Consider the following 11,507-nt stretch of genomic DNA (forward strand, 5'->3'; position numbering starts at 1 on the left):
GGCGCCGCCCGGCCCGCCGGCCGCCGCGCCGGGCTCCGTACCGCCGCCGAGCGCCGCGGGACGCTCGGTACCGCCGCCGGCCTTCACGAGGACGGTCTCCGTCTCCGGCTCCAGGATCTCGTCGAGGGTGAGGTATCCGATGCGCTTGCGCTCACGGCGGCCGAGCACATAGGCGAGGACGAAGACGAAGAGCAGGCCCGCGGCGAGCGCCGGGATCATCGGGACGAAGATGTCGGCCGCGTCGAGTTTGAGCGCGGTCGCGGCGCGGGCGGTGGGGCCGCCCCAGGGGAGGGTGTTCATGACGCCGTTGGCGGTGGCGGCGACACCGGTCATGACGACCAGGCTCATCCCGAGCCGCTTGTAGAGCGGATACATCGCCGAGACGGTGATCATGAAGGTGGTCGAGCCGTCTCCGTCGAGCGAGACGATCGCGGCCAGCACCGCCGTACCCACCACGACACGCACCGGGTCGGCCTTGCAGAAGCGCAGGATGCCCCGGACGATCGGGTCGAAGAGGCCGACGTCGATCATCACGCCGAAGTAGACGATGGCGAACATCAGCATCGCCGCGGTGGGCGCCAGCTTGCCCACGCCTTCGATGACGTAGTCGCCCAGCTGGGCGCCTTGTCCGACGAAGACGCAGAAGAGCGCCGGTATCAGCACGAGCGCCGCGATCGGCGACATCTTCTTCATCATGATCAGGACCAGGAAGGTCGCGATCATGGTGAAGCCGAGGATGGTCAGCATCGAGGACACCTCACGTTCACCGTTGAACTCCCACCGGGGAGGCTCCCGCCAGAGCGGCGGTTGCGACGACGTTAGGTGCCCTCTTCAGCTGTTAACAAGATGTTGACGCGTGAGCAATACGAGCAAAACCCCAGGTCACGACAGGTATCATAGGAGCGGTGAGACCTGCACGGGGAATCCGTTGAGTACGGCGGTGCCGGAGAGCGGGTCGAGCCGGGAGCCGTCGAGAAGCTGGTTGACGTTGACCCCGGGGCGGGCGGCGGCGACCCCGAGACGGGTCCCCGGCCGGTCATGACCCCAGCCGTGCGGCAGGCTCACCACCCCGCTCCGTACGGCGTCGGTGATCTCCACCTCAGCCTCCAGGGCGCCGCCCTCGGCCGTGATCCGGGCGGGCTTTCCGTCGGCGAGGCCGAGCCGGTCGGCGTCCTCGGGGTGGACCTGGAGGGTGCACCGGTTCGAACCGCCGTTCAGGGAGGGCGCGTTGTGCAGCCAGCTGTTGTTGGAGCGCAGATGACGGCGGCCGACGAGCACGAGCGCGTCGGGGCGGGCGTGCAGGGCGGCGCGCAACCGGGGCAGATCGGCGGCGAGCGGCGCGGGAAGCAGTTCGACGCGCCCGCTGCGGGTCTTCAGGAGCTGAGGAAGGCGTGGCCTCAGCGGCCCCAGATCGATGCCGTGGGGCTGCTCGCGCAGGGCGTCGAGCGTGAGGCCGTACGGGCCGAGGCGCAGCATCAGGTCGAGGCGGCGCTCGGGGCCCGTGGTCCCGCCGAGGGAGGCGGCGAAGGCGCGGGGGTCGGCACCGTGGGCGGGCGAGTGCTCCTGGGTGACGGCCTTGGCGAGGGTGGTGTCGATGGCGAGGTCGTCGACGGCCGAGGGCGGGGCGCCGTGCATGCCGGAGACGGCGAGGATCAGCCGGGCGTGGATCTCGCACTCGTCCATGCGTCCCTCTTCCAGCGGGACGGCGGCCGGGGTGAAGCGCGCCTGGTTGCGGACGGCGAAGCCGTTGAAGGCGAAGTCGAAGTGGGCGCTCTGGGAGGGCGGCGGCGGGGGCAGGACGACATCGGCGTGGCGGGTGGTCTCGTTGAGGTACGGGTCGAGGGCCACCATGAAGTCGAGGGCGTCCAGGGCCGCGTCGAGGCGCCGGCCGTCGGGGGCGGAGAGGACGGGGTTGCCGGCGATCGTGATCAGTGCGCGGACACGGCCTTCGCCCTCGGTCTCGATCTCCTCGGCGAGCGCGGCCATGGGCAGCTCCCCCTTGGCCTCGGGGTGGCCGGAGACCCTGCTGGTCCAGCGGCCGAGCGCGAAGCCCTTGCCCGGGCCCGCGGGGCGGGGTGCGGGCACGGTGGCGGAAAGCGGGAAGAGCGCGCCACCGGGACGGTCCAGGTTGCCGGTGAGGACGTTGAGAACGTCGACGAGCCAGCTGGCGAGGGTGCCGTGGGCGACGGTGGAGCTGCCGATGCGGCCGTAGACGGCGGCGGAGGGGGCGGCGGCGAGTTCGCGGGCGACCGTACGGATGGTGGTGGGGTCCAGGTCGCAGGCGGCGGCCACGGCCTCGGGGGTGAACTCCCGTACCGCCTCCCGTACCTCCTCCACGCCCTCGACGAGTCCTGCGAGCCCACCGAGGTCCGTGAGGTTCTCGTCGAAGAGGGTGTGGGTGAGCGCGGCGAGGAAGAGCGCGTCGGCACCGGGCCGGATGGCGAGGTGCCGGTCGGCGAGCCGGGCCGTGCGGGTGCGGCGCGGGTCGACGACGGTGAGGGTGCCGCCGCGCTTGCGCAGGGCCTTGAGCCTGCCCGGGAAGTCGGGGGCGGTGCAGAGACTGCCGTTGGACTCCAGGGGGTTGGCGCCGAGCATCAGCAGATGCGCGGTGCGGTCCAGGTCCGGTACGGGGACGGCGAAGGGGTCGCCGAAGAGCAGCCCGCTGGAGACGTGCTTGGGCATCTGGTCGAGCGTGGAGGCGGTGAAGAGGTTCCGCGTCCGCAGCGCGCCGATCAGCAGGGGCGGGTAGAGGGCGCCGGCCATGGTGTGGACGTTCGGGTTGCCGAGGACGAGGCCCACCGCGTTCGGACCGTGCTCCTCGACGAGCGGCCGGATCCGGGCGGCGATCGTGTCGAACGCCTCGGCCCAGGTGGCCTCCTGGAGGATGCCGTCCTTGCGGACCAAAGGTGATTTCAGTCGGTCGGGGTCGGAGTCGACCTCGCCGAAGGCGGCGCCTTTGGGGCAGATGAAGCCCTGGCTGAAGACGTCGTCCCGGTCGCCGCGGGCGCCGGTGACCTGGGTGCCTTCGATGGTGAGGGTCAGTCCGCAGGTGGCTTCGCAGAGCGGGCAGATGCGCAGGGCGGTGGCAGTGGAGCGGGGCGCTGACATGGCGGTCTCCCTGGGGGCGGCGTCGTTCCGCCGAGCATACCGACCGGTAGGGATGGGCGGGAGGTTTGTGCGCCCCGGCTTCACCGCGCGACCGGGCGTCACGACAGGGCGGGCGCGAGGTAGGCGTGGAGGAGTGCGCGGGTCTCGGCGATGAGGGCGGGGTCGCCGGAGGCGTCGGTACGGAAGGCGAGTTGGAGCAGGGCGTCGGTGGCCTCGACTCCGACCAGGATCTTGCGGAGCAGGGTCTCGTCGGCGGGGCGGCCGAGCGTGGCGGCGAGCAGCTCGGCGATCCGGGCGGCGACGAGGCGGTTGGGGTCGTCGTCCCCGGACTCATGGGGGGCCGGAACACCGAAGTCGACCAGGGCGAAGCCGGGGACGGTCCGCTTCATCGCGATGTACTCGTCGAGGACGGTGTCGATGGCCGCGTACGCGTCGACGGCCGGGGCCGCGGCGAGGCGGGCGGTGATGCGTTCGGCGTAGCGATCGAGGTTGCGGTGGGCGAGTGCGGCGGTCATGGCGCGCTTGTTGCCGAAGAATCGGTAGACGGAGCCGATGGGGACGCCCGCACGGACGGCGACGGCGCGGGTGCTCAGCTGCTCGTAGCCGCCCTCGTCGAGGAGTGCGGCGCAGGCGTCGAGGATCCGGGCGAGGCGCTCGGCGCTGCGCTGCTGGACGGGGGTGCGGCGGAGGGAGGGCGGCGTGGGCCCGGCGTGCGCCGTGGACTTCGCGGAGGCCGTGGACTTCGCGGAGGCCGTGGACTTCGCGGAGGCCGTGGACTTCGCGGTCGTCGTGGACTTCGCGGAGGCCGCGGATTGCGCGGGCGGGCTGGGCTGGGGCACGGGGACCATGATGCCGCCCGGGTGGGGGTCAGGCGATGGGCAAGGCGGCCTGCGCGTCCACGCCATGCGCGTGACAGTGGAGCAACGCGCATCTCTTGGAACCCTTGGAACCCCTTGCCCACCGACCGCGTCGAAGCGTGGCCCCGTTGACGCGAGCGGTCGCGGAATCCTACGGTCATGCATAGGATTCCTTTGCGGGCTCAGGACAGGAGCGGGCGATGACCACGGAACAGGCCACCGGGCAGGCCGGGAACCAGCGCACGGATCACACGACGGCGCAGGCGAGAAAGACGGCCGAGGCCCTGACGTACAGCACCGGATTCGGCAACGAGCACAGCTCGGAGGCCGTGCCCGGCGCGCTGCCGCACGGCCGCAACTCTCCGCAGCGCGCCCCCCTGGGCCTGTACGCGGAGCAGCTGAGCGGCAGCGCGTTCACCGAGCCGCGCGCCCACAACCGCCGCTCGTGGCTCTACCGCATCCGACCTTCGGCCGCGCACCCGCCGTTCACCAGGGTCGAAAACGGCGCCGTCCGCTCGGCGCCCTTCGCCGAGACCGTCCCGGACCCCAACCGGCTGCGCTGGAACCCGCTGCCCGACCCGGCGCCGGGCACCGACTGGCTCGCCGGCCTGTGGACCCTCGGCGGCAACGGCGACACCACCCAGCGCACCGGCATGGCCGTGCACCTCTACCACGCCAACGCGTCCATGGAGCGGGTCTTCAGCGACGCCGACGGCGAGCTGCTGATCGTCCCCGAGCGCGGCGGCCTCCTCCTCCGCACGGAGCTGGGCCTGCTCGCCGCCCGCCCCGGCGAGGTGGCGCTGATCCCCCGCGGCGTCCGCTTCCGGGTGGAGCTCCTCGACGACACCGCCCGCGGATACGTCTGCGAGAACTACGGAGCGCCCTTCCAGCTCCCCGACCTCGGCCCGATCGGCGCCAACGGCCTGGCCAACGCGCGCGACTTCCGCGCCCCCGTCGCCGCGTACGAGGACGTCGAGGGCCCGGTCGAGGTGGTCAACAAGTACTGCGGCAACCTCTGGTCGGCGACGTACGGCCACTCCCCGCTCGACGTCGTCGCCTGGCACGGCAACCACACGCCGTACGTCTACGACCTGCACCGCTTCAACGTCATCGGGACGATCTCGTACGACCACCCGGACCCGTCGATCTTCACCGTCCTCACCTCACCCTCCGACACCCCCGGCCTCGCAGGCGTGGACTTCGTGGTCTTCGCCCCGCGCTGGCTGGTCGGCGAGGACACCTTCCGTCCGCCGTACTTCCACCGCAACGTGATGAGCGAGTACATGGGCCTCATCGAGGGCGCCTACGACGCCAAGGCCGAAGGCTTCGTGCCCGGCGGCGGCTCGCTGCACAACATGATGTCCGCGCACGGACCGGACCGTGAGACCTTCGACCGCGCCAGCGCCGCCGAGCTGAAGCCGCAGAAGATCGACGACGGCCTGGCCTTCATGTTCGAGACCCGCTGGCCCGTCACCGCCACCGGCCAGGCGGCCAACGCCGACCATCTGCAGAAGGGGTACGACGACGTGTGGCAGGGTCTTGAGCGCCACTTCCGGTCGTAGTACGGAGAACGCCGTGACCGCCTTCGCTCCCGACTCGCTGATCCTGAACCGCAAGCTGCCGCTCTGGTACCAGGTCTCGCAGTCGCTGCGCGCCTCGATACTGGGCCGCACGCCCGACGCCTCGCTGCGGCTGCCCACCGAGGAACAGCTCGCCACGCACTACGGCGTCAGCGTGCTGACGATGCGGCAGGCTCTCAAGGAGCTGGAGGAGGAGGGCCTGATCAGCAGGCACCGGAGGCGGGGCACGTTCATCGAGCCCGGCGCCCGGCGCTCCGCCCCGCGCCGGCTGCTCGGCTCGATCGACGCGATCGTGGCCCAGCAGTCCGGCGAGCGGACGACCGTCCTGAGCCACGGCGCCGGCCCGGTGCCCGGCGAACTGGCCGAGTACTTCCCGGACGTGACCGAGGTCTTCGCGTACCGGCGGCTGCGCTCCGACGGGGAGAGCGGGGAGCCCACCAACTGGGCGGAGAACGCGGTGCGCCCCGACATCGCGGCCGGTCTGGACCCGGCCGATCTGGAGCGCTGGCCGATGACGAAGGTGCTGCGGGACGTCGTCGGGGTCCGGATCAGCCGTATCACGGACACGGTGGAGGCGCGGCTCGCGGACCCCGAGACGGCGGCGCTGCTCCAGGTCCCGCTGCTCTCGCCGATCCTGCACTACACCGGCGTGACCTATGACGCGGAGGGCCGGGTGGTGGACGTGGCACGCATCCGCTACCGCGGCGACCGGTTCTCCTTCTCGGTGACGGTGGAGGCGCACTGACGGTGGAGACGCACTGACGGTGGAAGCCCGCTGACGGTGGAAGCCCGCTGACCCCCTCATTAGCATGCGGGGCGTGACCGAAGACGTACGGCCGGACGACGACGCGCCTCTCCTCGACGAGCTGATGCCGTGGTCCGTGGCGCCGCTGAGGCTCGGCCGGTCCTGGATCGTGGCGCCCGACGTCCGCACCCTGCGGGCCCGCTGGGACCGGCTGGTGAAGACGGAGGGGGACGAGCGCGAGGCGCTGTTCCGCTCCAGCCGGGCCCGTACGCCGACGAGTTCGGTGGCCGCGCTGCCCGGTCAGCGCACCGGCACGGGCCGGTTCGCCCGCGAGTCCGGGCCCTGCCCCGATCCCGTACGGCTCGTGCACGGGCCGTTCGACGAACAGTGGCTGATCCCCGACCACCGGCTGATCGACAACGCCCGGCCCGAGCTGTGGCGGGTCGCCGACGAACACCAGCTCTTCGCCGTCGAGCAGGGGTACGTGCCGGGTGGCGCGGGGCCTTCGCTGCTGGTGACCGCCGCGCTGCCCGACGGCCGCTCCCCGGCCGGGCGCCCCGGCAGGATCCGTCCGCTCTTCCGGCGCCCCGGCGGCCGGGAACCGAACCTCGCGCCGGGACTCCTCCGCCTGCTGAGCGAGCGGTACGGGCTCGGCGTCACCGCCGGGGACGTGCTGGCATGGGCCGTGGCCGCCGGCCGCCCCTCCCCCGCCGGCTGCCGCGTCCCGCTCCCCTGCGACCCCGCCGTCTGGCGGTCCGGGGTGGAGCTCGGCCGGCGGCTGACCGACATCCAGCTGCGGGGTGCGCGCGGCGGCGAACGCCCCCGGTTGCCCGGCGGCCGGCGCCCGTACGTGCGGGCGCCGATCCCGGCCCGTCCCACCGCACTCGCCTACGAGCCCGAGGAGGAGACCCTCACCCTCGACGAGGGCCGGGTCTCCCCCGTCCCGTCGGAGGCGTGGGAGTTCCACGTCGGCGGGGTGCGGATGCTCGAACAGTGGTTCACGCACCGGACCGCGCCCGCCGAGCCCGGCACTCTGGAGGCGACCGGTCCGGCCGCCTGGCCGCAGGAGTGGACCTCGGAGCTTCTGGAGCTGATCACCGTCCTCGCTCTCCTCGCCCAGCGGGAGCCGGAGCGGGCCCGGCTCGCCGAGGGCGCCCGGCTGACCCGTACCGCGCTCCGGGAGGCCGGGGTGCTGCCCGTCCCGGAGAGCACCCGCCGGCCCGCGTCCGTACTGGACCATCGGGAGGAGGGCCCGGAGGGGCAGTTCGCCCTGCTCTGAAGCCGCCGGCCGCCCTCAGGGCCGCGGAACGAACGAGTCGAGGACCCGCCGCAGCGTCCGGTCGAAGATCTCCTCCGGGTCGAGACGCTCGACCCCGGCCTCGCCGTACACGGCGGCCAGCCGCGGATACGCGCCGCCCGCGAGCTGTCGCGTCAGATAGGCGCCGCGCACGGCCTGCTCCTGCTCCTCGGACCACGGCAGCCCACGGGCGCGTTCGGCGAGGGCGAGTTCGTTGGCGACGAGGGTCATCACAGTGCCGTTGACCGTGGCGATCAGCTCCATCTTGGTGCCGCCGGGCAGGTCGAGGCCGTCCAGGCAGGCCAGACAGCGTTCCAGGAAGCGCAGGGCGTTGGGGCCGAAGGCGTAGCCGGTCGTCATCAGCCGGATCACCCAGGGGTGGCGGCGCAGAATGCCGCGGGCCTCGCGGGCCACGTGGAGCATGTCGGCGCGCCAGTCTCCGCTGGGCATGCCGGGGAAGGTGTACTCGCCGCCGGCCGCGTCGACCATCAGCTCGTACAGGTCCTCCTTGCGCGGCACGTAGTTGTAGAGCGACATCGTGCCGCAGCCGATGTCCGCCGCGATCCGGCGCATCGAGAGCGCGTCGATGCCGTCGGCGTCGGCGATGCGGACCGCCGCGGCCACGATGTCGCTCCTGCTGTACGCGGGTCTGGGACCGCGGCCCGCGCGCTCGGGGCGCGCCCAGATCACTTCCGGTTCGGCCGCTCGGCCCGCCATGGATCATCACCTCGCCCCCATCCTAGTTACGTACAGCGTACGTAGTGCGCTATGGTCGAGCCATGACTACTACGTACGCTGTACTTAGTGAGGGTCTGCAGAAGCGGTACGGCGAGGTCCAGGCCCTGCGCGGGCTCGATCTGGCGGTCCGGGAGGGCACCGTCTGCGGTCTCCTGGGCCCCAACGGCGCGGGCAAGACCACCGCCGTACGCGTCCTCACGACGTTGGTCGCCCCCGACTCGGGGAGCGCGCGGGTCGCCGGCCACGACGTCGTGCGCGATCCGGCCGGGGTACGGCGGCGGATCGCGGTCACCGGGCAGTACGCCTCGGTCGACGGGGACCTCACCGGCGCGGAGAACCTGCGGCTGTTCGCGAAGCTGCTGCGCGCCCCGCGCGCCCGCGCCGACGAGCTCCTGGAGCGGTTCGGGCTCACCGAGGCGGCCGGACGGCCCGCCCGGACCTATTCGGGCGGCATGCGCCGCCGGCTCGACCTGGCCGCGAGCCTGATCGTGCCGCCGCAGGTCCTCTTCCTCGACGAGCCGACGACCGGGCTCGATCCGCACAGCCGGAACGGCATGTGGGAGGCGGTACGGGAGTTGGCCGCCCAGGGCACCACCGTGGTGCTGACCACGCAGTACCTGGAGGAGGCCGACCAGCTCGCCGACGACATCGTGCTGATCGACGAGGGCCGGGCCGCGCACCGCGGCACCCCGTCCGAACTCAAGGCGCTGATCGGCAGTCGGGCGGAGGTCGTCGTCGCCGAACCGACGCTGCTGGACGCCGCCGCGGCCGTGCTCGACCAGCTCACCGGCTCCGCCCCGGTCCTCGACGCCGAGCGCCGGGCGGTCGCCGCGGTGACCACCGACATCACGCTCACGCTCCCCCGGATCGTCCGGGAGATCGACGCGGCCGGGATCCACATCGTCGACGCCTCGCTGCGTCCGCCCACCCTCGACGAGGTGTTCCTGCGCCTCACGGACCGGAAGGAGCTCATCGCATGAGCGCGCTCGTCCTCGACGAAAGGGAAGGTTCGCGCGAAGCGCTCTCCGTAAGGGTGGTGGTGGGAGACGGATGGGCGGTGCTCGGCCGCCACCTGCGGAAGGTACGGCGGGCGCCGGCGATCATCGTCATGACGCAGACCATGCCGATCGTCTTCCTCCTCTTCTTCGGTTACGTCTTCGGCAGCGCGCTCGCGATGCCGGGTGCCGAGTACCGGGCGTACCTGGTGCCCGGGCTGCTCGTGGCGACGGCGGCGGGCGGGATCATGACCGGGATGTTCCAGGCCGCCCAGGACGCGCACCGGGGCGTGGCGGACCGCTTCCGTACCCTGCCGATGACCCGGTCCGCCGTACCGCTGGGGCAGGCTCTCGCCGATCTGGTGACGAGCGCGATCGGCATGGTGCCGATGGTCCTCGTCGGCCTCGCGATGGGGTGGCGGATCGAGGGGACGGCGCTCGAAGCCCTCGGCGCGTTCGGCCTGCTGCTGCTCTTCCGCTTCGCCACGACCTGGGTGGGCATCCTGCTGGGCCTCGCCTCGCAGAGCGAGGAGGCCGCCGGTCAGCTCGGCAGCGCCACTTTCATGCTGCCGCTGCTGTCGAACGCGTACATCCCGACCGAGAACATGGCGGGCCGGCTGCGCACGGTCGCCGAGTGGAACCCGATCTCGACGGTGACCACGGCGGTGCGCGAGCTCGTCGGCGACGTGGCCGTGCCGGCGGACACCGCCTGGCCGGTGGCGCACCCCGTCGCTGGGGCGCTCCTGTGGTCGCTCGGGCTCATCGCGGTCTTCGCGCCCCTCGCGGTGCGGCGGTACGCGCGCGGGTGAGAAGAGCCGCAGTGACAAGGGGGGTGCTCGCCGGGTAGGCAGGGCTGTCATGAGCACTCAGCCACTTCCCCTGGAAGGCGTCACGGTCGTCGCGGTCGAACAGGCCGTCGCCGCCCCCTTCGCCACCCGGCAGCTCGCCGATCTCGGCGCCCGGGTCGTCAAGATCGAGCGTCCGGACGGCGGGGACTTCGCCCGCGGGTACGACACCGCGGCCCGGGGTCTCGCCTCGCACTTCGTGTGGTGCAACCGGGGCAAGGAGTCGGTGGCCGTCGACCTCAAGGACGGGCGGGGGCTCGACCTGGTCCGCCGGCTGGTGGCCGGCGCCGATGTCTTCGTACAGAACCTGGCGCAGGGGGCGGCGGCCCGGCTCGGTCTGGACGCGGCGACCCTCTGCGCCGCGCATCCGCGTCTGATCGCGGTGGACATCTCCGGGTACGGGCCGGGCGGTCCGTACGCGCACAAGCGGGCGTACGACATGCTCGTGCAGTGCGAAGCGGGGCTCGTGTCGGTGACCGGGACCGCGGAGCAGCCGGTCAAGTCGGGGATTCCGGCCGCCGACATCGCGGCGGGGATGTACGCGTACGCGGGTGTGCTCGCCGCGCTCGTACGCAGGGGGACGACGGGGCGGGGCGGCCCCGTGGAGGTGTCCCTGCTCGACGCCTTGGCCGAGTGGATGGGGCATCCGCTGCACCACGGGATGCACGGGGGCACGGCCCCGGCACGCACCGGTCTGGCGCACGCCGTCATCGCGCCCTACGACGCCTACCCGACGGCGGACGGAAGTCGGGTGCTGCTGTCCGTGCAGAACGACCGCGAGTGGCGGCGGCTCGCCGAGCAGGTCCTGGGGCGGCCGGAGCTGGCGGACGATCCGGCCTTCGCCACGAACACGGCCCGGGTGGCCGGCCGAGCGACGACGGACGCGGTGGTAGCGGAGGCCCTGGCGCCGCTGACGGCGGCCGAGGCGCTGGCGCGGCTGGACGCGGCGGGGGTGGCCTGTGCCCGGCTGAACACGGTCGCGGAGCTCGCGGAGCATCCGCAGCTCATGGCCCGTGACCGATGGCGGTCGGTGGACTCGCCGGTGGGGCCGCTGCGCTCGCTGCTCCCGCCGGTCACCTTCCCGGACGGCCCCGAACCCCGCATGGACCGGATCCCCGCGCTGGGGCAGGACGGACGCGGTGCTGGAGGAGCTGGGTGTGCCACCGCGGGAGCGCGAGATGCTTCGCGAGGCGGGCGTGATCGCCTGAGGATCGGGCCACGGCAACGCCCGAGCCGTACGGCGCGGGGCCGCGGGCCTACGGACGGCCCGGGCCTGCGGGCAGCGCGGACATCCGGGCAGCGCGGGCGTCGGGACGGCGCGGGCCTGCGGGCAGCGCGGGCG

The 11,507-nt window shown here is 72.8% G+C and carries 9 protein-coding genes and 1 pseudogene; 6 read left to right on the forward strand and 4 right to left on the reverse strand.

All coding sequences use genetic code 11. The features are described from left to right. The 3 genes from J7E93_RS32220 to J7E93_RS32230 form a co-directional block, all read right to left on the reverse strand. The coding region (locus J7E93_RS32220) for a citrate:proton symporter (RefSeq protein WP_251067395.1) at positions 1-747 on the reverse strand (747 nt) is incomplete at its 3' end. A gap of 147 nt (positions 748-894) precedes the next feature. After that, entirely contained in the window at positions 895-3,108 is a 2,214-nt protein-coding gene (locus J7E93_RS32225) for a molybdopterin oxidoreductase family protein (RefSeq protein ID WP_215073574.1), read from the reverse strand. A 98-nt stretch (positions 3,109-3,206) separates the two neighbouring features. Next, on the reverse strand, positions 3,207-3,947 hold the full coding sequence (locus J7E93_RS32230; protein ID WP_308368857.1) for a TetR family transcriptional regulator: 741 nt from the start codon (positions 3,945-3,947) through the stop codon (positions 3,207-3,209). A gap of 218 nt (positions 3,948-4,165) precedes the next feature. Between J7E93_RS32230 and hmgA the strand changes: the two genes are divergently transcribed. The 3 genes from hmgA to J7E93_RS32245 all read left to right on the forward strand — a co-directional run bounded on the left by hmgA (position 4,166) and on the right by J7E93_RS32245 (position 7,569). Then, the gene (hmgA, locus tag J7E93_RS32235; protein WP_215073576.1) at positions 4,166-5,527 is read left to right on the forward strand and encodes a homogentisate 1,2-dioxygenase; all 1,362 of its coding nucleotides are present in this window, start codon (positions 4,166-4,168) and stop codon (positions 5,525-5,527) included. Between the two features lie 13 nt (positions 5,528-5,540). After that, complete coding sequence (locus J7E93_RS32240) at positions 5,541-6,290, forward strand: GntR family transcriptional regulator (protein ID WP_215073577.1); 750 nt, start codon at positions 5,541-5,543, stop codon at positions 6,288-6,290. Between the two features lie 64 nt (positions 6,291-6,354). Beyond that, on the forward strand, positions 6,355-7,569 hold the full coding sequence (locus J7E93_RS32245) for a type ISP restriction/modification enzyme (RefSeq protein ID WP_215073578.1): 1,215 nt from the start codon (positions 6,355-6,357) through the stop codon (positions 7,567-7,569). A 15-nt stretch (positions 7,570-7,584) separates the two neighbouring features. Here the strand turns inward: J7E93_RS32245 and J7E93_RS32250 are convergent, their stop codons facing one another. Continuing rightward, on the reverse strand, positions 7,585-8,304 hold the full coding sequence (locus tag J7E93_RS32250; protein WP_215073579.1) for a TetR/AcrR family transcriptional regulator: 720 nt from the start codon (positions 8,302-8,304) through the stop codon (positions 7,585-7,587). Positions 8,305-8,366: 62 nt separating this feature from the next. On the opposite strand from J7E93_RS32250, the gene J7E93_RS32255 reads away from it, so the two are divergent. The 3 genes and pseudogenes from J7E93_RS32255 to J7E93_RS32265 all read left to right on the forward strand — a co-directional run bounded on the left by J7E93_RS32255 (position 8,367) and on the right by J7E93_RS32265 (position 11,373). Beyond that, positions 8,367-9,305 carry an ATP-binding cassette domain-containing protein gene (locus J7E93_RS32255; RefSeq protein ID WP_215073580.1) on the forward strand — a complete coding sequence of 313 codons (939 nt, stop codon included), beginning with the start codon at positions 8,367-8,369 and terminating at the stop codon, positions 9,303-9,305. Next, positions 9,302-10,129, forward strand: a complete 828-nt coding sequence (locus J7E93_RS32260) for an ABC transporter permease (protein WP_215073581.1) — start codon at positions 9,302-9,304, stop codon at positions 10,127-10,129. Before J7E93_RS32255 ends, J7E93_RS32260 begins: the two co-directional genes overlap by 4 nt. A 49-nt stretch (positions 10,130-10,178) precedes the next feature. Continuing rightward, positions 10,179-11,373, forward strand: a pseudogene (locus J7E93_RS32265) (CaiB/BaiF CoA transferase family protein). The last annotated feature ends 134 nt before the right edge of the window (positions 11,374-11,507 follow it).

The organism is Streptomyces sp. ISL-36, from assembly GCF_018614205.1.
Lineage (GTDB): Bacteria > Actinomycetota > Actinomycetes > Streptomycetales > Streptomycetaceae > Streptomyces.